This window comes from Nocardia sp. JMUB6875 (genome assembly GCF_041154655.1).
Classification (GTDB): Bacteria; Actinomycetota; Actinomycetes; order Mycobacteriales; family Mycobacteriaceae; genus Nocardia.
On record NZ_BAAFGR010000019.1, the window covers coordinates 46640 to 71310 of the forward strand.

A 24671-nucleotide genomic window follows, 5' to 3' on the forward strand; every position below is an offset into this window, starting at 1 on the left:
GTCAGAATCGGGCAGTGGAGGCGTAATTGGTGCGCAGCCGCTCGGCGAGCTGGTAGATCACCGACCCTGGTGGCGCGAACGTGGACAGGTCTTTGCGCTGCGGCCGCTGCGGCGGAGTCGGTTCCGGCGGATCGGACTCCCGCTCAACGTAAGTCGAAACAGCAAGGTTCCGGATCGCTGCCGGTAATCGGTTGCCGATCCGCTGCGTGAACCATGCGTGCAGTTCGGAGACGGGTGGCCGGGCGGCCGGGTCGAAGGCAAGCATCCGGTGCAGGATTTGCTTGAACGATTCGGGCACACCACTGAAATCGGGCAGCGTTTTCGGATCGGAGATCCTGTATAGGAGCGTGGGCGCAGCTTTGTCCTGAAACGGAAAATGCCTGGTCAGAACGTACATCAGCGTGGCACCCAAGGCATAGATGTCCGCGGCAGCGGTCAGGTGCCGTGGCGTCGTGATCTGCTCGGGCGACATGCACACCGGCGTACCGAGATGGGCTTGACTGCCGGTGAGATCGGTGGGCCCCTCCATGAACGCCGCCAATCCCAGATCGATAACCTTCGGGCCCTCCCGACCCATCAGGATGTTGCCGGGCTTGAAATCCCGGTGCAACAACCCGGCCGCGTGGATGTCGTCGAGCGCCTTCGTCAGCAGCAGGCCAAGAACCGCGGTCTGATCTGCATCGAGCGGACCACGCGTTTCGATCAACTCTTTGAGGCTCAGACCGCGAATGTATTCGATGGCGAGCCAGGGCCTTTCCTCGTCTTCGTCAGAGGCGGTCAGCAGAGTCGCGACATGCGGACTCTGCACAGACCGAAGGGCGTCAAGTTCGCGTGCGAAGCGGGCGCGTACCTCTTCCCGCCCCAGAAGGTCCTCGCGAATCAGCTTGAGAGCCACCGGATCCCCATCGTCGGTGACGCCGAAGTAGACCCGGCCCATTCCACCGTTGCCGAGCCGACCGCGGACCGCGACATCGCCGATCCGCTTGGGATCGGTGTCTTTCAGTCGCTCCACCGGCTCCTCCCCTCAGAACTGTCGAGCGGGTTCAGCGCGCCGGTCGTCAGACCGGAGACGACAAGCCCTGCATATGTATCGGCGGATTCGGCAACCTGCCGAGCTATCGCACGTAGTTCGGTCATGTGCCTGAAAGCCATGCCGTACCCCCCTTGTTCGGACAACGGCAGCAACGGTATTCGAACTCGGTTCGTTTCGGTACGGATCGTCGTAGCTCCCCCCGAAGTAGCACCGTTGTCAGCATTGGCCGCGAAACCCGCCAGGAACCATGGATCGATGTGTTTCGGATCCGGACGCAACACGATCACACCAGTACCGGCGATAACGCCGGCGTCGGTTTCGTCGGCCACTCGAATAGGTGCGCCGTCCTGGCGATTGCCGCGAACCACCGGTAGCAGTACATCGCCGACCTCGATCACCACGAGATTCGACGATACGGCCAGCTCACCAACGGTTTCTGAGGCACGCCCACCTGTGACGAGATCGCGACCGGACAGCACTGAGCGTGAGGCATCCACCGCGGCTGCGGCTGTCTGCTCTGCGGGCACCTGAGAAGTGCGCAGAATTTGCAGCATGCCACGTTGAGCCAGATCGGAGATAGTGGCTGTGCGCAACGACTTTTGCTGTGCGACGCACCATTTCCCGGCAGCTGCGACATCCGTCTGTAGGCGGTCCGTTTGCACTGACAGATCCGCGGCAACCTGCCCGATACGTTCGACCAATGCCGCGGGATCGAGAGGAGCACGACTGTATCGCCCTGGTGTCAGATCAACCAGATCATCCAGTAACGCGATAACCGGAACCGATGCCGCGAGGTCCGGAACCGCAGTGAATCCCTCCGGATCAGCGTCGAAGGCTCGCCAGATCGAAAGGGCTTGATCGGTGTAGGTCTCGAAAGGTTCTCGCGCCGCCGAAACATCGACGAACAGCACTTTTCCGCGTCCCGCCCCGTCGGCATCGGGACGGCGCAGAATCCACAGTTGGATCGCGATCGTCGTCCACGGCAGGAGCCCGCTCGGTAGAGCTATGACGGCCTGCACCGCGCCCGCCCGAAGCAGAGCCGCCCGGATCCGGCGACCGGATGTCCGAAATGCAACTCCGGGCGGCAGCGCGAACACGGCAGTGCCCCCGGGCTGAAGGTGCGCAAGCCCGTGTTGCACCCACGCCAACTCGGACTCGAGGCGCACCGGCTCGCCGTATTCCCAGCGCGAATCGAACCTCAGCTCGTCCGCACCCCAATCACGTTGTCCGAAAGGCGGAATACACAGCACGGCATCGACCTGAAGATCGGGGAATGCGTCGGCGCGCAGACTGTCTCCTGTGCGGACGTCGGGATCTATCCCTGTTTCCAGCGCTACCGATAGCCGGGCAAGTTCCGTCTGAACCGACGCGGAGTCCTGCCCGTAGAGCTTCAGCGCGCCAAGTCGAGCCGCTTCGATCAATAGGCCGCCGCGGCCGCATGCCGGATCGAGCACACTGAGCGGACAACTATCAGACAGCCGCGCAACGAACTGCGCCATAAATCTGGCCAGTGATTCAGGAGTCCAGTAGACCCCCGACTCCAGCGTTCCTTGGAGGGCCCGCTCAGCCAGCGCCTCAAGTACGGTCCGGGCACCTTCGTGTTCGGCGACATTACGTACTGCAGCCCACAGCTCTGGGGAGAATTGCCCCGGCATACCGGTCACCACTAATCGGCCCTGCTCGACTACCACAGTCTTCAGCAGTGGCACAACATCGTCCGGACGAACATGCGCCTGGACCAGGGTGCGTAGCTCAGAAACCGGGGATTGCGTTGCACCGTAACCGTGAGCAGCAAGCCACGCTTTGACCTCGTCGAGGTCGAACATCGGTCGTGCCTCGGTGCCGCCAGCTGATGCTGGAAAGTCGGAGTGGCGCCGCCGCCAATTGCTGACCGTCGCACGGGTGACACCGGCGTAACGGGAGATATCCGCCGCTGTGACCAGTGGTGGAGCGTCTGCCATGGCTCTCCTCTCGATGAAGCGATCCTAACCACATGAGAGCCGAAGTCAAAGTTCGAGATTTCGTTTGACATTGTTTTCACGCATGCATAGTGTCTACAACGGAAACCAATCGAACATCGTCAAGTGCTACAACCGGGGAGGGGACTTCGCAATGGCACAGATGAGGGGAGAACTTCGGCAGCGCCGAGGAAGTCGACGGGCGCAGAGGACCCACAGAACATTGGGGCTCGGTAACGGATCAGATCTCATGAGGCGGCACACCCGCGTGCCCACTACGCGGTGCGCAATCGGCAAGCGGCGCTTCATGACTCGCAGCGACGCTGAGATCGTGCTGGCCTGCCTAGACCGCACGAATCCGGCGCGCCGGGAGCAGCGGGTGTACTGCTGCCCCACCTGTGACGGTTGGCACCTCACGAGTTGGTCGCTCGAGGACTACAACAGAAGCTCGGCGAAGGTGGGCGAGCCTGAGGTCGCGCGCAATGAGCCGGTCCGCGAGGAGACAACCGACCATCGGCCACTGATCCTTGAGCCGACGCAGGCCCGCCCTTCGACGATTCCGACCCCGCTCGAAGTCGCCATACGAACCGAACCGATCACCAAGGCAGAAGCGGCCCGCCGCCTCACGCAGGCAGCACCTCCGCCTTGCGTCAAGGCCAGGACGACCGGCCTCGGCGCAGCCTTGCGTGCCCGCGTACTGGCAGTAGCACGCTGGGCAGTCCGTCGCGCTCACGGCATCCGCTGATCAGTCCACCCAAAGAACCGCGAAACGCTCAGACGACGTATCGAGCTGTGTCTCTGTCAACGAATTACTAGGAATCCCATGAACTTTCAGCCCGAACAGCAGCCTTATCACCAGGGCCCCATCCAGCCGACAGGTTCGGTCCCGCCGCAGGGTCCTTACGGCCACCCGGTACCGCCGCAGCCTCCAAAGAAGTCGAATGCCCTCAAGATCATCTTGATTGTTCTGGCCGCGATCGTCGTTGCCTGCGGCGCCGGAGGGGCCCTGAGCGGCAAGGGCGAGAAGACGGCACGGCCGACCACTCCGGCAACCGTGGCCAGCGGTACGCCGGACACGTCGAGTGGCGGTGCGCCGGTCAAGCCGCCGGCTCCGGGCTTGAATACTCCGGTTCGGGACGGCAAGTTCGAGTTCGTTATCACTGAAATCCAGAGTGGTGTAAAGGAACTCGGTGACAACCAGTTTCTCCGCAAGACCGCGCAGGGCGCATACACGATCGTGTCGATCACCGTGCGCAACATCTCGAATGTGCCCTATGGGTTCTCCCCCGGCAACCAGTACGTCTTCGACACGAAGAACCGCAAGTTCGGCAACGATGCCGCGGCTGCGATCAACTTGCAGGCCGACACCAGCCTGTACGCCGACATCAACCCCGGCAACAGCATTACCGCGCAGGTCGTCTTCGATCTGCCCGCCGACTCCGAGCCCGATCACATCGTCCTGCACGACTCGATGTTCTCCGGCGGCACCACGGTGTCGTTGCGGTAGTCGGACTCTGTCTGGCGGCTGGGATCGCCGCCGCCAGGCCCCACAACCGCACTCGAGCCTCTATTCCGTAGTACTGAAACACCTTTGGAGTTGATATGACCATCGCCATCGATCCCCGTTTCCTGTCCAAGCCCCAGGACTCGAGCACCTACCTCGCCCTCAAGACCGTTCAGGGCGGCCGCTCGGTCTACTCGACCCGCGTGCCCCTCCTCGATCTACCCACAGTCCTCCCGGTCCCCGACCCGAACAACGTCGACAAGGACAACCGCAAGGTGGATCGCCTGCACGCCAAGCACTTCGGCGAGTACCTCGACGCCAAGCAGGATTGGGTCGCACCCGCCCTGCTGGCGCGCGATGGTGGCGGTTGCGTCTTTGAACCTGCGGATGACGAGGGGCGGGTCGGCTATCTGACCGTGCCTTGGGCGATCGGAGGTATCGCCACGCTGCGCACCATCGACGGCCAGCACCGTGTGCTCGGGGTGTCGATCGAGAAGCAGCGGATCACCGACGCCATCTCCGCGATCGATCGGGAGTTGGCCCGCAAGGTCAGCGTGGAGAAGGCCGCGAAGCTGCAGGCCGATCGCGACAAGCTGGTGACGCAGATGAATCGGCTCAAGCAGGAGTATGTCGGCCTCGACATCTACGTCGAACCGGATCCGATCAAGGCGCAGCAGATGTTCGTCGACGTCGCCGACAACGCGAAGGGCATCAGCAGCGCGGTGCGGGCTCGCTTCGACAACTACAAGGTCGCAAACCGGACCCTCTCCGATGTCATCGATCATCCGCTGTTGAAGGGTCGCGTCGATGCCGAGCAGGACCGGATGACGTTGAAGAACCCGAATCCGTTGGGCGCCAAGCATGTTGCCGACGTCACTCGGGCGGTCATCGCCGGTGCCGGCGGCCGGATCAGTAAGAAGGCCGAGCAGACGCTGACCGACGGCGAAGTCATCGAGCAGGTCAAGGACTTCCTCGACGTCATCTCCACCGCTTTCACCGACCTCGCGGCCATCACAGAGGAGGACACCGACGCGGCGCGCAAGGCCGACGATTTGACCATGTCCCAGCGCGTTCGCCGGACCTCGTTGCTCGGCTCGGTCGGCATGTTGCGTGTCCTCGGCGGCGTCTTCCGCGAACTCCGTACCGGTGACAACCCCGCCGAGCTGGACGACATTACCGAGTTCTTTAAGCGGCTCGACCCGCACATGGCGGCCCCGGTCGCAGAGACCAGCATCTGGCGCACCAGCGACGCCCATACGGACTTCGAGCCCAACGCGGCGGCGCCGATCATGCGTACCCAGAACATCGTCCACCTGGTGGGCGTGATCACCCGCTGGTACAGCAAGGCACCGAACGGGCTGTAACCCGCAGGGCAGCAGCGGAGTTCAAGACGGTGCTGCCGATCCACCCTCACCACCAAAAGGAAGACGGCATTGCCGAATCGAAGGAGATGAACCATGGCCGCTAGCGTTCGTAAGGTCTCGATCTACCGTCTGAAACACGTGCAGCCCAACACCAACGCAATCTTCGACGCGATGGCGACGGGCAAATTGCTCGACGAAGGCTTCGATGTCAACGAGTTCCGTATCGGCGACGCAGCGGCCGTCCTGTTCACAAAACAGTTGCCGGAGAAGCCCACCGGATGGTGCGAGAGCCTGTCGACGCTGACCGGCCGTCACATCGAACTCAGCTGCACCGATGCGGCTGCCGTTCTCGTCATCGCGGTTGACAGCACCGTCTTCGCGATCGGGTACGGCACGGGCTACCTGTATCTCCCCCACGATCTGAAGGTCAACAACTTCGGGTTGCAGATCGCGCTGCGAGTGGTCGATCCGCGCAAGGTGCGTGAGGTGAGTCGGAGAAGTATGGCCGCTGTCGGTCGGCAGGACGATACCTACACGGCAAGCGGTATTCCGATCAGCGGCATCGGAATTCGGGAGTGGACCGATCTGGTTAAGCGTCTCGGCGGCGTCATCGATGCCGCCGAGCTCGGGCTCGATCACCGCCAGCAGGTCTCGATCCGGGGTGGTTCTACCCTGACGGTATCAATGCCCGTCGACCCGGATCGCTTCGTTCATGTCTTGCGCCGGATCGCGGAGATCGGACGGCGCGATGTTCCCAGCGACTTCGAGCTCCTCGAAGCCGTCCAGCCGGTAACCGATGACGGGGTCCTGACGGAACTCGAAGCACGGCTCGGGGACTGCCTTCGGGAGAAATCGGATGCGGTGATCGAGTTCACGATTCCGAACGACCTCGCCGACCTTCGGCACGAGATCACCGGGTACATCCTCGAGATCGGCGATGCCGTGCAGATCGTCGACGAGCTGGATCCGGATGCCGTACGCGCGCTGTGCGACCGGACCGACAATCCCGCCGCGGCACTCCGCAACGGCACCATCGGATTGATTCTCGGACAGCGGCCGGACGACAGCGGCCCGGATAGAGCGGCTGACCAGTGGCTCGAGCTCTCCATCTCGATCGGCTCCAGGGTCTACTGTCTGTCCGAAGGTGAATGGCTCGAATGTGGGATGGCCTTCCTGCAGTCGATCAACCACCACATCCGCGAACTCATGCCCGAATCACCGTCGATCGTGTTTCCCGTCTGGCATGTCGGAGAAGACGAGACGCCCTACAACAAGCGCGTTCAGAAGGAGCTCGGACCTGAGGCATTCCTTTGCCTCGACAGGCAGCTCATCAAGACGACCGTGCACAACGGAAATGGATTCGAATCCTGCGACGGCTTCACCAAAGCAGAGGAACTCGTGCATATCAAGGCCGCGGACCGCGCCGCGCCGCTGAGTCACCAGGTGAACCAGGCGTATTCGTCCGTCGAGGCACTGTTCGCTCAGGCCGAGGCCCGGAAGAAGTTCTGCGAGTTGGTGAGGGAGGCCAGCGAAGGCCGGATCGAACTCCCGGAGGACTTCCGCCCTACCAAGGTGATCTTGGGAATCAAGCTCAAGGGCAAGGACACCACGCCCGAGAACCTCTACCCGCTCGCCAAAGTCGCCATCGTCAACATGGCCAAGAACCTCGAGCAGCACTACGGCGTCACCGTCGAGGTCGTCGCGATTTCCGAGGGGCCTGCTACCGAGCAGCCGTAACCGCCGGAGGGATTTGGCTTTTCGCGGCGATCGGCACCGTATAACCCGAACTCCCAACCTAACTCGACAGGAGAAACATCATTCACACCTCAACCATGATCTTCATGATCGACGGCGCCCACCTGACGGTCGACGCGGAAGCTCTCACGCATCCCGGCCACCGTCGGCTGTCGTTCACGACCCCGATCGATCAGCGCAAGCTGCCCGAACTGTGGCGGCAGGCCCAAGAGTCCTATCGCCGTATCGGATTCGACTGGGCGCCTCTCGTGGACGGCGGAGGAGGCATGTGGAGTGTCCTCGAACTCTCTGAGGGTGAAGCCGACGAGCACTCCCAGCGTCGTCGGTGGACGGTCGAGGTCGAGAAGGTCGTGCGGTGGGATACGGAGGAGACGCCCCTCGCCTTCGGTGAGGCGGCCAGTTTCGGCGATGGGGTGGCGATCATGATCACCGATGTCCGGGCACGAGAACTCAGCTCACACTTCGATGACTCAATGGATGGCATCGAAGTCACCGTCGTCGTCGAAAACCGCTCGGACACACGGATTAAGCTCGACAGCATCGGGCTGACCGTTCGAACCGGCCCGAACGGCATGGCCGCGACGCCGGACCGGCTGGCCCGAAGCGCAGAATTCAAAGGGATCCTGCCACCAGGCAGAAGCGCCGGCGCCATTGCCGACTACCGGATCACCACCGGCACCAGCGGCCACATCGACGTCGACGTGTCGGTCGGCGACGCCCGCGAGGCGAGGGCGATGCGCTCATGGCACGGTGCGGCAGAACCGTTGCGGGGCAGTCGATCCGGCAGCGACCCCGTCGTCACCCAGCATTCGGGTGATTCCGACCTCACCGACGAGGCACGGGAGGCGCTGCTCCGCGAGGCGGTCGGCGAACTCGCGGGATTGATCGGTGTCGAGCCGGTGAAGCAGCAGGTCGAGATGCTCATCGCGCAGCTGCGCATGTCACAGTTGCGAGAGCGGCACGGGCTGCCGGGCGGGGCGGTGCCGCATCACCTGGTGTTCGCCGGGCCTCCGGGCACCGGGAAAACGACGGTGGCCCGGATCGTCGGCAAGGTGTTCGCGGGATTGCATCTGCTCGACAAGGGCCACCTGGTGGAAGCGCACCGAGCCGACTTGGTCGCAGGGTATGTCGGCCATACCGCGCCGAAGACCGATCGTGTCATCGACAAGGCGCTCGACGGTGTGCTCTTCATCGACGAGGCGTACTCGCTGTGCAATACCCGCGGGCAGGGAGATCGGGATTCGTTCGGGGACGAGGCTTTACAAGTGTTGCTGTCCAGAGCCGAGGATGACCGGCACCGGCTGGTGATCATCTTGGCGGGTTACGAGGACGAGATGGACCAGTTGCTCGCCACGAATCCAGGCCTCGGGTCGCGATTCAACACGCGCATCGACTTCCCCGGTTACGCAGGCACGGAACTCGCCGAGATTGCGATGACAATGTTGACCGCTGGACGGCAGACGCTTACCGCTGAAGCCGAAGCCGCCTTGCAAGCATCCTGTGCACTGGTGGGTGACCAAGAGTGGGCGGACGAGCTCGGCAATGGCCGGTTCATTCGGACACTGTGCGAAAAGGCGTCAGCTCTGCGAGATCTGCGGCTGGCACGCAATCTCGACGAGCACGAACCATCCGCGGCCGAATTGGTTGCGCTCGAAGCGCAAGATCTGACCCGCGCCTTCGCGTCTTTGACGGAGCGGCTCGAACCGCAGTGACGGTTCACCATGGACAGGGTTGAGTCCCGAGCTCACCCGAATCACACTGAATCTGCGATCCAGCAGGTTGTTTAAGGGACGAACCAGACATCTCGCGATAGTGTGCAGGCTCCGGCCCGCGCTGATCTGTATCGCGTCGTGGCCGACTTCAGGGGGAAGTATGCCGAAACTTGCTATCCATCAACAGTTTCTGCTCGAGTACGGGAAGCTGACCGGGCCGGTGCAGCAGCGCGTATGCGAGGTGTTCAAGAAGTTCGCCGACGCGACCTTTGCCGGGGTTCACCTCGAGAAGATCAACACCGCGCGGAACCCGCGTTTCAGGTCGATCCGCATCGACAACCACTGGCGTGGAATCGTGCTCGCTCCCGAAACCGGGGACACCTACCTGCTGCTCAAAGTGCTGCGGCACGATGACGCCTACGCCTGGGCGGCGCGACGGGACGTCACGGTGAACATGGCCAATGGCGGCATCGAGATCAGGAACGACAGTGGGCTCGATGCCGCACTGCCCGAACTCGCCGCGGCGGCGGAGTGCACGCCGGAGCGGCTGTTCGGCCATGTGAAGGACAGTGAGCTGCGGCGACTCGGCATCGATGATCGGACCTTGGCCGCGGCACGGGCCATGACCAGTCAGGCGCAGCTCGACGATGCCCATGGCAAGCTGCCTTCGACCCAGTGGGATGTCCTGTTCGGTCTGGCCGCCGGGCTGTCGGTGGAACAGGTGTGGTCGGAGATCGGAGCCGATGCGGTCAGTGAACCGATCGACGCCACCGATCTGGATACCGCGGTGCGGCGCAGTCCCGGACGCGTGCTGCTCGTGGACGGGCCCGAGGAATTGCTGAAGGTCTTCGCGGATCCGTTCGCGCTCTGGCGAATCTACCTGCACCCCACTCAGCAGGCGATCGTGGACGGACGGTTCCGCGGGCCCGCCCGGGTCACCGGTGGTCCCGGTACCGGCAAGACCGTCGTCGCCCTGCACCGGGCCCGCCGCCTGGCCGAACGCGGAGCCGGGCGGATCCTGCTGACCACCTTCACCTCCACGCTCGCGGATTCGCTGCAGGACGGGATCACGACCTTGGTCGACGATCCGGGCCTCGCCGCGGCGATCACCGTTCGCAATGTCGATCGCTTCGCGCAGAACACATTCCGCGAGAAGTATGGTCAGCCGCACATTCTCACGGCCGACGATGAGGCGGCGCTCTGGCGCCAGGCGCACGCCCGTTGCCCCACCGGGTTCACCGAGACATTCCTCGCCGAGGAGTGGAGGCACGTGATCGTGGCCCAACAGGTGACCACCCTGGAGCAGTACCGCACGGTATCCCGGGGTGGCCGCGGGCGGGCACTGGGGAGACAGCAGAAGGCGAGAATCTGGGAAGTGGCAACACTTTTCGAGAATCTGCTGGCCGAGTCGAACGTCTGGACATGGGAAACCCTGCGTCGCGAAGCCACTCGAATTCTCCAGGACAGCCCCGAGAAACCGTTCCGTCACATCATCGTGGACGAGGCCCAGGATCTGAGCCCCGATCAATGGCGGGTGCTGCGGGCCGCAACGGCCACGGGTCCAGACGACATCTTCCTCGCGGGGGACACCCATCAGCGCATCTACGACAATCGAGTTAGCCTGCGCGACACCGGAATCGATGTCACGGGACGATCGCGCCGACTGTCGATCAACTACCGCACCACCGCCGAGATCCTGGCGTGGAGCCTGGGTCTATTGCGCGGTGAGCCCATCGACGACATGAACGGCGGGCTGGAGAGTATCGCCGGATGTCGATCCGAAATCCATGGCACGCCACCGGATCCGGCCGGGTTCGCCACCCAGCACGCCGAGCTCGACCACATTGTGCGGACGGTGGAAACATGGATCCGGAGCGGCGTCGCGTCCGAAGAGATCGGCATCGCAACTCGTGCCAAATGGACCGCCGAGCAGATAGCGAAACGCCTCGAGGCCGCGGGACTTCGTACGCATCTGCTTTCCCGGAAGAGCAAAGCCGACCGCAAGATCTCGCTGGGAACCATGCACCGCATGAAAGGGCTGGAATTCCGCTGCATGATTGTCGCCGGTGTCGACGACGACCATGTTCCGGTCGCCTCCGCTCTCACCCCGATCGAGGATGACCCCCACGCTCACGCACTCGATCTACAACGGGAACGATGCCTGCTCTTCGTCGCCTGCACCCGTGCGCGCGAACAGCTGGTCATCACCTGGCATGGACAACCGAGCCGGTTTCTCGCTGCGGCTCAACGCTCGGCCTGACCTGGCCAAACCGACCCTCCGGCATTTCGCCAGAGGATCAATCGACCGATTCCGATCACCGCTCCGATGTCGGTACCCCGGAATAGCATTCACCCGTCCGCTCATCTTCGCCGAAGGCCCACCATGCAGTTCGAGCACCTGGAATCCCTGCGCAGGCATCACCCCGCCTGGCGATTACTGCGGGCCGACAACGCGCCGCTGGTGCTGTCGTTCCTCGGCACGGTATTCATCGAGGAGAACGCACGGTCGATGGCTGCGGAAGAGTTGGCCGATCGGCTCGATGACGTGCTGTACGCGCTCAACGAGCGGATGGGTGAGGGGACGTTCCCCAAATCGGCCAAGGCGTATCTGAACGATTGGGCTGCGCCCGAGGCGGGTTGGCTGCGAAAGTACTACCCGCCGGGTTCCGATGAGGTGCATTTCGATGCGACACCCGCGGTGGAGAAGGCGCTCACCTGGGTGCAAGGTTTGGCCGATCGATCCTTTGTCGGAACCGAGTCGCGGTTGAACACGGTGTTCGAGTTGTTGCGGCAGATGGCATTCGGCGCAGAGACCGATCCACAGGTGCGGTTGGCGGAGTTGCGGCGGCGGCGGGACGCGATCGACACCGAGATCGAACGGGTGCGGGAGGGGCGGTTCGCGCCGCTCGACGATGTGGCGTTGCGGGATCGCTATCAGCAGTTCACGGCGACGGCGCGGGAATTGCTCGCCGATTTCCGTGAGGTGGAGGCCAATTTTCGGCAGTTGGATCGGGAACTGCGGGAGCGGATCGCGACCTGGGACGGATCCAAGGCCGGGCTGCTCGACGACATGCTCGGCAGCCGGGACGCGATCGCGGAATCCGATCAGGGGCGCAGTTTTCAGGCGTTCTACGACTTTCTGCTCTCCTACGAGAAGCAGTCGGAGTTCACCGATCTGCTGGCAAAGGTGCAGGAGCTGGCCGCCATCGGGGAACCGGATCCGCACATGCGGCGCATTCATCACGATTGGCTCGACGCCGGCGGACGCACCCAGGCCACGGTGCGGCTGCTGTCGGAGCAGCTGCGCCGCTTCCTCGACGATCAGGTATGGCTGGAGAACCGGCGGGTCATGGACATTTTGCGCAGTATCGAGGCGAATGCTTTGCGGGTCAGGGAGATTCGTGATCCAGAGATCAGCGTCGAGCTGGACGCGACCGCCGCGGAGTTGGGTCTGCCGATGGAACGGCCACTCTATCGAGTGGCCGATAAGGCCCCGCTGGTGACGACTGGAATCACCGACGCCGATGAGGAAGTCGATGCGGACCTGCTTTTCCAGCAGGTGTTCGTAGACCCGACGCGACTGATCGAATCAGTTCGCAGCACGTTGCGGCATCGCGCCCAGATCACGTTGCCGATGCTGCTGCGGGACCATCCGCTCGAACAGGGCTTGGCCGAGCTGGTTACCTACCTCTCGCTCAGCGACCCGGATTTCACCGTCGACTTCGACGAAGGACAGCGGGACAGAGTGCACTGGTCGGACGCGGACGACAACCACCGCAGCGGCGTGATCCCGCGAATCACCTTCGTGCGCAAGGGCATCGAGAAGGAGCTCGCATGACCGCCCCGGTCGAGTCGGATCTGTCGCAGGTGGTCACGCACCTGCTCAAAGGTGTCCTGTATCGCGACACCCACGACAAACAGTGGCGTCAGTTGCTGGCCCTGCGCGCTCAGGTGCGCGACTACGTGGCGGTGATCGGGCTGACCGCGGTCATCGACGAGGCCGAAGGCTACGCGTTCCTCCGATCCCGACCGGATATCGGCGAACCGGACGGACCCGCTATTCCGCGCCTGATCCCCCGCCGTGCGTTGTCCTTTCACGTCAGCCTGCTGCTCGCGTTGCTACGCAAACGGCTCGCCGAGCACGACGCCAAGGACGGGGCGGCGAAGGTGGTGCTCAGCCGCGAGCAGATCGTGGAAATGGTGCGCATGTTCCTGCCCGAGAGCAGCAATGAAGCGCGCCTGGTCGAGCAGATCGACACACACATCACCAAGGTGAAGGAACTCGGATTCCTGCGCCAGCTCGGAGACCAGAATCTGTACGAGGTGCGCCGCATTCTCAAGGCATTCGTGGACGGGCAGTGGCTCTCGGAGTTCGATCAGCGGCTCGCCGAGTACGCGGCGACCTTGACGGGAGGGGACGAGTCATGACGACGGAGGTGATCGATCTCGACGGCGCCACACCGGGTTTCCGGCTGGCTCGGCTCGAGATCCTGAACTGGGGAACGTTCGACGAGCGAGTATGGTCGTTCGTCCCCGGCGGCCGCAACGGATTGCTCACCGGTGATATCGGATCGGGCAAGTCCACCATTGTCGATGCGCTCACTACGCTGCTGCTGCCCGCGAACCGGATCTCGTACAACAAGGCGGCCGGTGCGGAGACCCGCGAGCGAGATCTGCGCTCGTATGTCCTGGGACACTACAAATCCGAGCGCAACGAGACCACCGGCACCAGCCAGTCGGTCGGGCTGCGGAAGAGCGACAAGTTCACGGTGTTGCTCGCGGTCTTCGAGAACAGCGGCTTCGGCTCGAAAGTCACTCTCGCCCAGTTCTTCTGGTTCCGCGATCAGAGTTCGGCCGGGCAGCCGGACAGGTTCTATGTGACCGCGGACTCGGCACTGACCGTGGCGGAGGACTTCACCGATTTCGGCGGAGACATCGCCGCGCTGAAACGGCGCCTGCGCAAGGCCGGTGCAACTGTCCACGACGGATTCCCGTCGTACGGAAAGGATTTCCGGCGGCGACTCGGAATCGAGTCCGAGCAAGCGATGGAACTGTTCCATCAAACCGTGTCCATGAAGTCGGTGGGCAACCTGAACGACTTCGTACGCAACCACATGCTCGAACCGTTCGATGCCGAGGGCGTGATCCGTGACGTGGTCACGCATTTCGAGGATCTGACCGAGGCGCACGACGCCGTGGTCAAGGCGCGCGAGCAGCTCGCGCTGCTGGATCCCCTGCTGGAGGATTGCGCCCAGTACCGTCGCCATGCGCAGGAAATCGAAGACCTGACAGCCCGCCGCAACGCCCTGCCGTATTTCTACGCCGACCGCAAACAGTACCTCCTGACCGAGACGATCGAGCAGCTCGGCGTCGAACTGCTCGCATTGCGAACCAACCGCGAGCGCGCGGGCACCGCGGTGACCGATCTGCGCGATCGGCAACGCGATCTCGAGCTGGAACGCGCTGGCCACGGCGGCAACCGGCTCAGTGAGATCGAGAAGGATCTGGGTCGGTTGGCGGGCGAACGAGACGCACGACAGACCCGGGCGACCCGATTCGGCGAGCTCCTCGATGCGGCTGGACTGCGCCCGGTCGCGGACGCGGCGCAGTTCGGCACACGAATGCGCGAGATCGGTGAGCGGACCGCGGCCGTGGACGAGGCGGCCGCGAAACAGCAGAATGCGCTCAACCAGCTGGCATTCGATAGGCGCGACTCCGAGACCGAAGCCGACATCGTCAATCAGGAACTCCTCAGCCTGCGCGACCGTCGCAGCAATATCCCCGCTCAACAACTGGAACTCCGGCGACGATTGTGCGCTGCTGTCGGACTCGCCGAAACGGATCTGCCCTACGCGGGCGAGCTGATCGGGGTACGTACCGAGGAGAGCGCGTGGGAGGGAGCTGCCGAGCGGGTACTGCACGGCTTCGGGTTGGCATTGCTGGTCGCCTCCGAACACTATGCGGCCGTATCGGATTGGATCGATGGCAACCATCTCGGCGGGCGGATCGTCTACTTCCGAGTGGCGACGTCCCCGGCCCCGGAACGCATTGTCGAGGTCGCCGATCGGGCGCTCTACACGAAATTGGAGATCAAACAGTCGCCTTTCAGCGACTGGCTCGATCGGGAGCTGCGGTTTCGCGCCGACTACGAATGTGTCACGTCGATGACCGAATTCCGGCGTGCCAGAATGGCACTCACCATGAGCGGACAGGTGAAGGGCGGGCGCGGACGACATGAGAAGGACGACCGGCACCGGATCGATGACCGCCGCAACTATGTGCTCGGCTGGAGCAATCAGAACAAGATCGAAACACTGCTGGCGGAGGCGCGGCGACTGACCGGCGTGCTCAATGACCTCGACGGCAAGCAGCGGATCGCAGGAAAGCGGCTCGAGGAGCTGACCGTCCAAGCCAAGGCGTTGACCAAGCTCGCCGAATTCCACAGTTTCGACGAACTGGACTGGGCCGCAAGAGTTCACGCGATCGCGGAGCTCGAGCGGGAGAAAGAAGAAATCGAGTGCTCGTCGGGGGAACTCCAGGCGATCGCGGCGAAGCTCGAACAGGTGGTTGCAGACCTCGCGAAAGCCGATGCGCGGACCAGAAAGCTCGACGGCGATATCGCCATAGCCGAACAGCGAATCCGCGATGCACAAACAAGTCTGAAGTTAGTGGAAGCCCAACTGCTGCAACCAGATTGCGCCTCCGCACGCGACTTGTTCGCCGCGCTGGGCGATACCGCGGCAGCCTATCCGGCCGATACCGTCCAGGCCTGTGATGATGCGCTCAGAGGTATTACCACCGAATTGACCCGCCGCATCGAGAGCGTCGGGAGAGCGCAGCGCACAACCGCGACCCAGGCCATCGGGAAAATGAGCGACTTCCGGCGCAGCTACCCACTCGAGACCGCCGAACTCGACGACAGCCTCGAATCCGCGGACGGCTACGCCGACCTGCACCGCAAACTCGCCGATGACGATCTCCCCCGCTTCGAAGCCCGATTCAAGGAATACCTGAACACCAACACCATTCGCGACATCGCCGACCTGCACGCACAACTCGAGAAACAGGTCTCACTGATCCGCGACCGCATCGAGGTCATCAACCGCTCCCTGGTCGGCATCGACTACAACCCCGGCCGCTACGTGCGCCTGGAGCTGATGCCCACACCGAATCTCGATGTCCGCGATTTCAAGACCCAGCTCCGCGAATGCACCAGCGGCGCGCTCCAAGACGACGGTGACCAGTATTCGGAACGCAAGTTCCTCCAAGTAAAGGCCCTCATCGAACGATTCCGCGGTCGCGAAGGCCACACCGAGATCGATCGCACCTGGACCAAGCGGGTCACCGACGTGCGCAACTGGTTCAGCTTCTCCGCGTCCGAACGCTGGCGCGAGGACGACACCGAGCACGAGAACTACACCGACTCCGGCGGCAAGTCCGGCGGGCAGAAGGAGAAGCTCGCCTACACCATCCTCGCGGCCTCGCTTGCTTACCAGTTCAAGCTGGAATGGGATGTCGCACAGTCCAAGACATTTCGCTTCGTAGTGATCGACGAGGCATTCGGACGGGGCTCGGACGAATCGACCCGGTTCGCGCTGGGACTGTTCGGCCGACTGGGGCTGCAACTGCTGATCGTCACACCGCTGCAGAAGATCCACGTCATCGAGCCCTTCGTGGCCTCGGTCGGCTTCGTCGACAACAAGTCGGGCAGCTACTCACGCATCCAAACGCTCACCATCGAGCAGTACCGCGAGCGGCGCCACGCCGCCGACGCTCAGGGCGAGGGCCCGCGGTGACCGCGTGGACAACCCGGGCCGATATGGTGGCCCGGCTGCGACGGCGCTGGGACACCGGTGAGCTGCTGGCCGGTTACGCGGAGGGCAAACCACTGCTGCCGATCGATATTCCACTGCGGGGACCGAGTGCGCGGGACATCGCCGCGGACCTCGGCGCGGCGCGGGAATGGGCGCGTTCCTGGCGTGAACTCGACAGCGAGACACTACGACTGGATTACCACACGGTCGGCGGACGACTCATCGGCACGAACGAATTGCCGCGACGAGTATGGATCGAGGACTGGGACCGGCTGTGGTCACTGCTGGGCGTCGCCGGCAAGGTCCGCCGCTTCGTGGCGTTGCTCGAACAGACTCGTGCCGTCTCCCCGGCATTGGCGGACTGGGCGCTAGAGCGCCCCCTTCAGGCCTTGGATCTGGCCGAAGTATGGGACAAGATCCTCGCCACCGTGCTGTGGATCGATACCGCGGCGGGAACCAACCGCTACCTTCGCCAGATCGACATACCTGGCGTCGATACGAAGTTCATCGAACAACATCAGCGGATCCTCGCCCGCCTGCTCGACCGGCATCTGTCGCCCGAGCGTATCGACACCGCCTATCCGACATCCGATTTCGCCGCTCGATACGGCTTCCGCCGCAAACCGCAATACGTGCGCTTCCGCTGGCTCGACCCATCTAGCCGCACAGCGGGATTCGCCGAACTGACGGTCCGCCTCGACGAATTCGTCTCCCGCCCACCCGATGCCGACACCGTCGTCGTCGTCGAAAACGAGGTCACCTACCTGGCCCTCCCCGAGATCCCCCGCACCCTGGCCATTTTCGGCGGCGGCTACGCCCTGTCCCGACTCGACGCCCTCACCTGGCTCGGCGAACGTCGTATCCGCTACTGGGGCGACATCGACACCCATGGCTTCGCGATCCTGGACCGCCTACGCGCGAGCCACCCGCACACCGAATCCGTGCTCATGGACCGAGCCACTCTGCTCGCCCACGAAGGCCAATGGGTATCCGAACCCACACCCATCTCCACTCCCCTGCACCACCTGACCGACCCAGAATCAGACCTGTACCACGACCTCCTTCAAGACACCTTCGGCCCCGCGGTTCGGCTCGAGCAGGAGCGTATTCGCTACAGCGCGGTAGTCGCGGCGCTGCGCACGTGAGGGCAGGCAGGCCGTTGCAGAGGTATCGCTACCCAGGCGACTGATAACCTGCTCCATCGCTGATGCCGACTCGCTCGATGAATCGAATCAAGTCCGCGGTGGTGTAGCCAAGGAGATGGCCACGCTCGACTGCCATGAGCAGAAGTTGGGCCAGGATGGTTGCGCCCCAGCCATTTTGGCCGTCACTGATCCATTCCCCGACTTTTCCACACCGGCGTCGGCGAAGAACAGTCCGTGAGTCTCACGGATTTCAGCGCACGTTGTGGCTATCGCGTCGAGAAGGTGCGTGCCGGGACAGACGCAGTCGAGGCTGAAGGAGTAGTCGCAGTCGCCGACTGAACATCCTTGTGGCAGAGAAGATTTGATGGCGTCGTAGCGGGGATCGTCGGGGCGGGCGTCGCGGGCTCCGAAGTAGCTCTCCATCAGGACGAACCGGTGATGGCCGGGTGGAGGCGGGGGTGGTGGACGGTAGGCGACGAGGCCGAACGCTTCCTGGGCTTGGGCTGTGGCCTCGTCGCGCGATTCGTGGGCGATGGTCACCGACCTCTCACCGTCGTCGCCGGTTACGTGCCAGAGACCGCTATCGTGATCTTGGCTGTAGGAGAACCGAATGCTCATGGCTGGTATTCGGAGCGGAGGGGCCAGGAGGCGACGGGGGATGCTGGGATGAAGGTGTTGATGCGCGTCGGGTTGCTTGCGATTCTGGTGTCGCTGATTTCAGCTTGTGGCGTCTTCGGGCCACCGGACGGGCCCGTGCGTAAAAAGGAGCAACAAGGTTGCGCTCGTGGCACCTTTGATTTCGACCCCCACGGTGGCGCACAGCCTTTGGGCTCCAGCGAGCTTCTCTATCGGACGATGCTCGAAGCACTGAGAAGCACCGAGACGATCCCCATGTTGGATCTGACACACTCAGCCGGCTGGTCCGACGACTGGGATCGGATGGTCGATGTCTGGGAACACACGGAGCAGAACGAACTGAATTCGCGTGCTCAAACACCGGGGTACTGCTGGAAGCACCTCCCAGCGTCATCCCCGACGTCCGATAATCCTTCGGATGGGTTCTACCTGTTCATCAAGGATCAGCGGCCGGTGCAATTCGTCCGATACCGGATCAGCGAGTATCCGATCCAGTTGCTGAGGGGCGTGGTCGTGACCAAGGAGACGGTGCTGGTCCGCCGCGCCTCGTACCTCAGGCCGGAATAGACGTAGAGAGGTAGGCAGCGGCTACTCGAGCGGAAGGTGGACTGCTCCGTCGGCGATACCGATGTATCGGTCGACCATGATCGGCACGATGCCGGGCTGGGTCGGGGCGTCTTCTCCCGACGTTGCGTCGAGTGAAACTCCCTGGCCTCGGGCATTCTCGCCATAGATCAGGCCGTGGTAGACGGCGGTGATCTTCGGCGGTTCGCGGGTTGCCGATTGTTCGAGGGCCCAGCGCGGTTGGGCTGGTGCGGTGATGTCGAAGGTGAGGATGTCGCCGCCGGCGCGGGATTGGCAGACGACCGTCACCTCATCGTCGAACTGGCATTCCAGGCCGCCGGTCTTCGGCTGGTGGTAGGCGACAGCGCCGGATTTCGGGACTACGACGTCGAGTCCGCCGCGTTCGCTCGCGACTATTGCGAAACCGGGCACGTTCGAGGTCGCGAATCGGGTGTTGGAGCCGGAAACGCGCCGCCATTGCTCGTTGCCGTCCGTGATGGAAAGACCAAGCAGCGTCTGGGTTTCCGGGCCACCGGACGCGACGAGCCCAACGACTTCTCCCTCGGCGGCGTGGCCCGGATAGAAGCCGTCGCGGTGCCATCGGACTTGATGGGTGTCGCGGTCGACTACCCAGGCTTTCGCCCTCGCCGGTGTCGGGTACGGCGGATCAGGCAGTGCCGGTGCCGCCCCGATGACGACCGATGTGTCTGTCACGCTGATGATTTCGAGTGGGTAGCGGCCGAAGTCCGCGCCGAGGTCGACGGTCGTCTGCCACTGCTGGGCGCCGGTCTTGGCATCCGAGGCCGAGAGCTGCCATGCGTAACGGTCTCGACCTGTGCCGGTTCCAGGCAGCATTCCTCCGAACAACGTGAACACCGTCGTACCGCGGACTTTAGGTGCTGCGCTACTCCAGAAGGTGGGCGCCGAAAAGCCCTCCGCCCGAGGCGAAACGGTGGGGCGCATCGACCAGATGACACGCGCGCTGGCCGAGTCGAAGGCTTGCAGACCATTGCCGGTAGCGCAGAACAACACACCGTCGCCCAGTACGCACGACCTCTGAGACGGCGGCGGGTCCATCCGCGGGAGTTGGGCAGCCGGAGCAGGATTGAATACCTTTGGCGGGTCGAACGAGGTGCGTTGAACCGTACGCACCGACGACACAGACGGTTTTGCTTGATCGCTGCCGTCGCGGCTCGTGCAGCCGACACCGCTTCCCAGCATCAGCAAGACCAGCACGAATGACCACCGCGAGCAAGTACGACTCCGAGTCATAAGAATTCCCCTCATGCCCTACTGCGATCGACGACCTCTCCTTGCGCGAGGGATCGTATGGCCAGCGATCAGCAGAGTTGGAGGGAACCGAAACTCTGCGCCATCCGGGTTGACCAGTTGCAGGCGGCTCCAATGCCCACTTCGGCACTGCCCTCGGCCGGAATGGACGGCGCTTGAACTGGTTCAGCGGTCATAGCGAACCAGGAAGTCCGGCCTCCGATATCGGCGCAGAACGAGGTCGACTGCTTCAGGGAATGCACTTCCCAAGAGACGCAGTCCGAGTACATCATCCGAGACCACGCGACCATCGTCCAGGATGAGAAGCGAGCTTGTGCCGCTGGAATTGGCTGCCAGCGGGGTCATTCGGTGCCCTATCCTCGCCTCCAGATCCGCGTAGCGTTCGCGCATTCTGTCTCCGACCTCGAGCGGGTCGAAGAAGATCGGATCGGCACCCCACAGCGCTTCGGGGAAATCCGGCGGGCGCAAGACGAGGTTGCCGAAGCTCTCCAGGATGTTCACAGCGGGAGAGGACATGAAGTACCCCTGGTCGTCCAAGTGCTCGCCCCAACCCGTGACGTCGATCCGGCGCTCCGGCGTCCAACCGGCCGCGGCAACGACCTCGGCCGTAACCGGATTCGGCCAGTTGATCCGCATAAGCGTCAGCGCCTCCGCTCGTTGATCCTCGACAACTCGAAGCTCAGGTCAAGACGCCACCTGTCAATCAGGCAGCTCGATGTCGTGCTCTGCGGCGTATTTGGCGAGTTGGGTGTCGAAAGATGGTGCGCTGGAGAGCATCCAGACATCACCGGTGGATTTCACCACAACGATGGGGCCGGTGCCGGGGCCCATCGAATCCGACATGTTTCGAGTTTCGAGGTAGCGCTGGGTGTTCCAGCCGAAGGTGAGGCACCAGCCGTAATCCTTCGAGGTGGGGTACAGGGACAAGGGGCGCTCTTCGGAGGAGAAGCGGTCGAGGTAGTCGGCTGCCAGTGCGCGGGCCTGGGGTTCGTCCATGTGGGCTCTTTCAGTTCGTTCGGAGGAATTCGAAGCCGCTGTAGTTGTGGAGGTCGGCCCAGGTTCCGGTTTGGCCGTCCACGTAGAAGATCTTGCCGTCTCGGTTGATGACGTTGAAGACGTGGCCCGATTCGTAGAGGCCGTTCTCATCGAGCCATGCTCCGTGGACGATGCCGCGGGAGCCTGGTCCAGCGTCGAGAAGTTGCTGCTCGATCTCCTTATAGCCGGAGACCTCGCGGAAGGAGTTTCCGTGCCCGACCGCGTTGAGGACGTCGTCCGGCCAGGTGAAGTCGGTGGCGGCCTTGTCCGAACGGCGGACCGCGGTGACCTCGTTGCCGGCGAGGCGCTCTTCGACTGAGACGACACAGGATTGGCAGTTGTTCCGGAAACCCCACTCACCGGTTTTGTACATCGGATTGATATTGGCGAGTTCGGGGAAGAACTTGTCGAACAAGGCCTGGTCGGCATTGGCGCTCGAGATGGCAGCGCCCTCGGGCAAACTTGCCAGCTCGGCCTTACCAGCCGGTGAAAATGCTCCTCGGCGAAGGCCTTTCGCCTCGAGGACCGCCGCACGGGACTTGCTCAGGTCGCGCAAAACAACTTGTGATTCCCGGAGTCGTTTGGCCGTGCTCCAACCCTTGACTGCCTCGGCAATACGCGTCGCGTAGGTGGCGACGATGCCCTCCGTGGCGGCGGTTCCGACGAGTGCGCTCACGCCGAAGGTCAGGAAGGACGCCGCGTAAGTGAGCGCCAGGTCGGCGCCGAGGGCCAGGCAGAGTTCCTTCAGGATGTCGGTGAGGATTTCGTGGCGGAGGTTGTCGAGAGCGGATTTCTGGTCGGTGCAGAAGGTGGAGAGGTCGCCGCAGGCGCCGAGGATGTCGTCGACTGCGCCTTGCAGGTCGAGGAGTTTTTGGGAGAGCTGTTGGGCGTCTTCGGAGTCATTGCGTTGCAGGACTCCCGCGGCGTTCTTCAGGACCGAGGCGAGGTCTGCGGAATGGGCTGTGTGCAGGCGGTTCCAGGCGTCCGCGGAGGTTTGCAGCTTTCCGGTGTCACCGTCGGGAACCGGGAGACCCACCTTGTCGGCGAGGCGGATGAGGGACTTGGCGTCGTCGCGAAGGCCGTCGCTGGGGCCGCCCGCGGACGGTGGGCAGCCGTAGACGCGGCAGGACGGGACTGGGACCGCTGGCATGGCGGTCGGAGGGCCCGCGTGGTCGACGATGCTGTTGTACTCGGCGAGGTAGTGGTTGTAGCCGGCTTGGACTATTACTCCGCCGAGTTGCTCCAATGCCTCGCCGAGGTCGGACACCATGCCGAGGAGGTCGGTCACGCGTTGGTCATAGGCCTTACCCCAGGCAACACCCGCCTCGTCGACACCCGCCATGCCGCTGCAATCCGCGAGAGCCTCGGTCTCGGTGAGAAAGGCTGTCTGAAGAGCGTCCTCCAGGCCGAAGCAGGCTCGGCCGACCGCGTAGAAGGAACCGAAATCGACGTTCACCACGGCGACCGCCCGCCCGCTGCGCGGTTCACTGGCCGAGCATTCTGAGGTTTGTCGCCACGGCTCCGCTGTAGTTGCCGTGGGCGATCTTCGCTGCGGATTCCAGAGAGGCGATGCCTTCGCGCACTTCGTTTGCGCCCGTGAGCCATTCGGTGTGGGCGGCCTCGTATGCCGCGGCCGCTTCGCTCGACCAGGATGCCGACAGCGCCTTCGCCTTGTTGTCGAGCGTTGCCAAGGAATCCTCGAAGAAGGTCTTGAAGGCACGGATGCGTGCGGTTACATCGTCGAGGTGGTTCAGGTCCACCTTGTAGCCCTCGCCGGGAACAGTCATGGGAGCTCCAGGGAGCTCAACGCGGCACCGAATTCGGCGTCGGTGCCGCGGTAGGTTTCCGCGGTGATTCCGAGCTTGCTGGCGAGGTCGAAGAGGGCGTCCCAGACTTCGGTGGCGCCGTGATGCATTTCGGTCCAGCCCGCTTCGTATGACTTCGCTGCGGCTCCCTGCCAGGTGGATCGAAGGCCCTTGACCTCTTTGTCGAGGTTGTCCGAGCCCGCACGCAACTCTTCGGCAATGCGGTAGGCGAGGCGGCCGAAGGCCTGGACATCGTTCGGTAGCACTTCGAGCCGACCTGCGGCGTTATCGGATCCAGTCACGGCATCCTCCCTTCCGCGGAGGATCGTACGGCATCCGATCAGCAAACCTGGAGGGAGTGGAAACTCTGCACCACGGGGGTGGGGCGGGTGTAGGTGAGGAGGAGATCGGGAGTGCGGTGGCGGCGGATTAGTAGGTCGAGAGCTTGGGGCCAGGTGGGGGCCAGGTGGTGGAGGGCGAGGATGCCGTCGGAGACTACGCGGCCGTCGTCCAGGATCAGAAGGAACGTGGTGCCGCTGGCGTTCACGGCGAGGGGGGTCATGCGTCGGCCGAGGGCGGATTCGAAATCGGCGTAGCGGTCGTACATGCCGTTGGCTACGTCGAGGGGGTCGAAAAAGAGGGAGTCCGCGGGCCAGCGGGCCGAGGTCAGGTTTGGGGGTTGAATTGTCAGGCCGCCGAAAGACTTCAGGATGGCCGCGGCTGGCCGGGAGACGTGGAAACCCTCGGATTCGAGGCGATCGGTCCAGTCGGTGATGTCGATTCTGCGGCCGGGCGTCCAACCTGCTGCGGTGAGGGTTTGGGAGGTAATGGGATTCGGCCAGAAGAAGCGCATAGTGGAGATTCGAGGCCGAATGATGTTGGGCGCGTATCGATTTGATCTAGTTGTCCCACAGGCCCGTGAAACGCAGAAACCCCCTGACCGAGGTCAGGGGGTTTCGCGAATGATGTTCCGGCGGTGTCCTACTCTCCCACACCCTGTCGAGTGCAGTACCATCGGCGCAGGTGGCCTTAGCTTCCGGGTTCGGAATGGGACCG

The 24671-nt window shown here is 63.4% G+C and carries 21 protein-coding genes and 1 rRNA gene; 11 read left to right on the forward strand and 11 right to left on the reverse strand.

Features of this window, described 5'->3' with window-relative positions; translation table 11 throughout:
- Window position 1: 1 nt before the first annotated feature.
- Window positions 2-1012 (reverse strand): serine/threonine-protein kinase, encoded by a 1011-nt coding sequence (locus tag ACAM49_RS07605; RefSeq protein WP_369634733.1) that lies wholly within the window; start codon window positions 1010-1012, stop codon window positions 2-4.
- On the reverse strand, window positions 1000-2994 hold the full coding sequence (locus ACAM49_RS07610; protein WP_369634734.1) for an N-6 DNA methylase: 1995 nt from the start codon (window positions 2992-2994) through the stop codon (window positions 1000-1002). The genes ACAM49_RS07605 and ACAM49_RS07610 overlap by 13 nt, the downstream gene beginning before the upstream one ends.
- Before the next feature lie 304 nt (window positions 2995-3298).
- On the opposite strand from ACAM49_RS07610, the gene ACAM49_RS07615 reads away from it, so the two are divergent.
- From ACAM49_RS07615 to ACAM49_RS07660, 10 genes are all read left to right on the forward strand, one after another.
- Window positions 3299-3736, forward strand: coding sequence for a hypothetical protein (locus tag ACAM49_RS07615; RefSeq protein ID WP_369634735.1), 438 nt, complete (start codon window positions 3299-3301; stop codon window positions 3734-3736).
- A 78-nt stretch (window positions 3737-3814) separates the two neighbouring features.
- A complete protein-coding gene (locus ACAM49_RS07620; protein ID WP_369634736.1) occupies window positions 3815-4498 on the forward strand; it encodes a DUF4352 domain-containing protein in 684 nt (227 codons plus the stop codon).
- A gap of 95 nt (window positions 4499-4593) precedes the next feature.
- Window positions 4594-5859, forward strand: coding sequence for a DNA sulfur modification protein DndB (locus tag ACAM49_RS07625; RefSeq protein ID WP_369634737.1), 1266 nt, complete (start codon window positions 4594-4596; stop codon window positions 5857-5859).
- A gap of 93 nt (window positions 5860-5952) precedes the next feature.
- Complete coding sequence (locus tag ACAM49_RS07630) at window positions 5953-7596, forward strand: DUF6119 family protein (protein WP_369634738.1); 1644 nt, start codon at window positions 5953-5955, stop codon at window positions 7594-7596.
- A gap of 95 nt (window positions 7597-7691) precedes the next feature.
- Complete coding sequence (locus ACAM49_RS07635) at window positions 7692-9326, forward strand: AAA family ATPase (RefSeq protein WP_369634739.1); 1635 nt, start codon at window positions 7692-7694, stop codon at window positions 9324-9326.
- Between the two features lie 160 nt (window positions 9327-9486).
- Window positions 9487-11586, forward strand: coding sequence for a UvrD-helicase domain-containing protein (locus ACAM49_RS07640; protein ID WP_369634740.1), 2100 nt, complete (start codon window positions 9487-9489; stop codon window positions 11584-11586).
- A 123-nt stretch (window positions 11587-11709) separates the two neighbouring features.
- On the forward strand, window positions 11710-13164 hold the full coding sequence (locus ACAM49_RS07645; protein ID WP_369634741.1) for a DUF3375 domain-containing protein: 1455 nt from the start codon (window positions 11710-11712) through the stop codon (window positions 13162-13164).
- Window positions 13161-13754 (forward strand): DUF4194 domain-containing protein, encoded by a 594-nt coding sequence (locus tag ACAM49_RS07650; protein ID WP_369634742.1) that lies wholly within the window; start codon window positions 13161-13163, stop codon window positions 13752-13754. The genes ACAM49_RS07645 and ACAM49_RS07650 overlap by 4 nt, the downstream gene beginning before the upstream one ends.
- Window positions 13751-17122: an ATP-binding protein gene (locus ACAM49_RS07655; protein ID WP_369634743.1), complete on the forward strand. Its 3372-nt coding sequence runs from the start codon at window positions 13751-13753 to the stop codon at window positions 17120-17122. The genes ACAM49_RS07650 and ACAM49_RS07655 overlap by 4 nt, the downstream gene beginning before the upstream one ends.
- The gene (locus ACAM49_RS07660) at window positions 17119-18285 is read left to right on the forward strand and encodes a Wadjet anti-phage system protein JetD domain-containing protein (protein ID WP_369634744.1); all 1167 of its coding nucleotides are present in this window, start codon (window positions 17119-17121) and stop codon (window positions 18283-18285) included. Before ACAM49_RS07655 ends, ACAM49_RS07660 begins: the two co-directional genes overlap by 4 nt.
- A gap of 87 nt (window positions 18286-18372) precedes the next feature.
- Here the strand turns inward: ACAM49_RS07660 and ACAM49_RS07665 are convergent, their stop codons facing one another.
- Window positions 18373-18903 carry a hypothetical protein gene (locus ACAM49_RS07665; RefSeq protein WP_369634745.1) on the reverse strand — a complete coding sequence of 177 codons (531 nt, stop codon included), beginning with the start codon at window positions 18901-18903 and terminating at the stop codon, window positions 18373-18375.
- A 48-nt stretch (window positions 18904-18951) separates the two neighbouring features.
- Here ACAM49_RS07665 and ACAM49_RS07670 point away from each other — a divergent pair, with 48 nt between their 5' ends.
- On the forward strand, window positions 18952-19488 hold the full coding sequence (locus tag ACAM49_RS07670) for a hypothetical protein (RefSeq protein ID WP_369634746.1): 537 nt from the start codon (window positions 18952-18954) through the stop codon (window positions 19486-19488).
- Between the two features lie 21 nt (window positions 19489-19509).
- Here ACAM49_RS07670 and ACAM49_RS07675 read toward each other — a convergent pair whose 3' ends face one another.
- The 8 genes from ACAM49_RS07675 to rrf form a co-directional block, all read right to left on the reverse strand.
- Entirely contained in the window at window positions 19510-20721 is a 1212-nt protein-coding gene (locus ACAM49_RS07675; RefSeq protein ID WP_369634747.1) for a PQQ-binding-like beta-propeller repeat protein, read from the reverse strand.
- Between the two features lie 219 nt (window positions 20722-20940).
- Window positions 20941-21411, reverse strand: coding sequence for an SUKH-3 domain-containing protein (locus ACAM49_RS07680; protein ID WP_369634748.1), 471 nt, complete (start codon window positions 21409-21411; stop codon window positions 20941-20943).
- Between the two features lie 63 nt (window positions 21412-21474).
- Window positions 21475-21771 (reverse strand): YrhB domain-containing protein, encoded by a 297-nt coding sequence (locus tag ACAM49_RS07685; protein ID WP_369634749.1) that lies wholly within the window; start codon window positions 21769-21771, stop codon window positions 21475-21477.
- Window positions 21772-21781: 10 nt separating this feature from the next.
- A complete protein-coding gene (locus ACAM49_RS07690; protein ID WP_369634750.1) occupies window positions 21782-23266 on the reverse strand; it encodes a toxin glutamine deamidase domain-containing protein in 1485 nt (494 codons plus the stop codon).
- A 28-nt stretch (window positions 23267-23294) separates the two neighbouring features.
- The gene (locus ACAM49_RS07695) at window positions 23295-23597 is read right to left on the reverse strand and encodes a WXG100 family type VII secretion target (RefSeq protein ID WP_369634751.1); all 303 of its coding nucleotides are present in this window, start codon (window positions 23595-23597) and stop codon (window positions 23295-23297) included.
- Window positions 23594-23917: a WXG100 family type VII secretion target gene (locus tag ACAM49_RS07700; protein ID WP_369634752.1), complete on the reverse strand. Its 324-nt coding sequence runs from the start codon at window positions 23915-23917 to the stop codon at window positions 23594-23596. The genes ACAM49_RS07695 and ACAM49_RS07700 overlap by 4 nt, the downstream gene beginning before the upstream one ends.
- 38 nt (window positions 23918-23955) lie before the next feature.
- Window positions 23956-24468, reverse strand: coding sequence for an SUKH-3 domain-containing protein (locus ACAM49_RS07705; protein WP_369634753.1), 513 nt, complete (start codon window positions 24466-24468; stop codon window positions 23956-23958).
- 115 nt (window positions 24469-24583) lie between these two features.
- Window positions 24584-24671, reverse strand: a 5S ribosomal RNA gene (gene rrf / locus ACAM49_RS07710); the annotation flags it as partial.

Excerpts from the sequence above, each read along its gene's own strand:
- ACAM49_RS07610 (WP_369634734.1), bottom strand. The coding sequence starts at position 2,994 with ATGGCAGACGCTCCACCACTGGTCACAGCGGCGGATATCTCCCGTTAC.
- ACAM49_RS07615 (WP_369634735.1), top strand. The coding sequence starts at position 3,299 with ATGACTCGCAGCGACGCTGAGATCGTGCTGGCCTGCCTAGACCGCACG.
- ACAM49_RS07620 (WP_369634736.1), top strand. The coding sequence starts at position 3,815 with ATGAACTTTCAGCCCGAACAGCAGCCTTATCACCAGGGCCCCATCCAG.
- ACAM49_RS07625 (WP_369634737.1), top strand. The coding sequence starts at position 4,594 with ATGACCATCGCCATCGATCCCCGTTTCCTGTCCAAGCCCCAGGACTCG.
- ACAM49_RS07630 (WP_369634738.1), top strand. The coding sequence starts at position 5,953 with ATGGCCGCTAGCGTTCGTAAGGTCTCGATCTACCGTCTGAAACACGTG.
- ACAM49_RS07635 (WP_369634739.1), top strand. The coding sequence starts at position 7,692 with ATGATCTTCATGATCGACGGCGCCCACCTGACGGTCGACGCGGAAGCT.
- ACAM49_RS07640 (WP_369634740.1), top strand. The coding sequence starts at position 9,487 with ATGCCGAAACTTGCTATCCATCAACAGTTTCTGCTCGAGTACGGGAAG.
- ACAM49_RS07645 (WP_369634741.1), top strand. The coding sequence starts at position 11,710 with ATGCAGTTCGAGCACCTGGAATCCCTGCGCAGGCATCACCCCGCCTGG.
- ACAM49_RS07650 (WP_369634742.1), top strand. The coding sequence starts at position 13,161 with ATGACCGCCCCGGTCGAGTCGGATCTGTCGCAGGTGGTCACGCACCTG.
- ACAM49_RS07655 (WP_369634743.1), top strand. The coding sequence starts at position 13,751 with ATGACGACGGAGGTGATCGATCTCGACGGCGCCACACCGGGTTTCCGG.
- ACAM49_RS07665 (WP_369634745.1), bottom strand. The coding sequence starts at position 18,903 with ATGAGCATTCGGTTCTCCTACAGCCAAGATCACGATAGCGGTCTCTGG.
- ACAM49_RS07670 (WP_369634746.1), top strand. The coding sequence starts at position 18,952 with ATGAAGGTGTTGATGCGCGTCGGGTTGCTTGCGATTCTGGTGTCGCTG.
- ACAM49_RS07680 (WP_369634748.1), bottom strand. The coding sequence starts at position 21,411 with ATGCGGATCAACTGGCCGAATCCGGTTACGGCCGAGGTCGTTGCCGCG.
- ACAM49_RS07685 (WP_369634749.1), bottom strand. The coding sequence starts at position 21,771 with ATGGACGAACCCCAGGCCCGCGCACTGGCAGCCGACTACCTCGACCGC.
- ACAM49_RS07695 (WP_369634751.1), bottom strand. The coding sequence starts at position 23,597 with ATGACTGTTCCCGGCGAGGGCTACAAGGTGGACCTGAACCACCTCGAC.
- ACAM49_RS07705 (WP_369634753.1), bottom strand. The coding sequence starts at position 24,468 with ATGCGCTTCTTCTGGCCGAATCCCATTACCTCCCAAACCCTCACCGCA.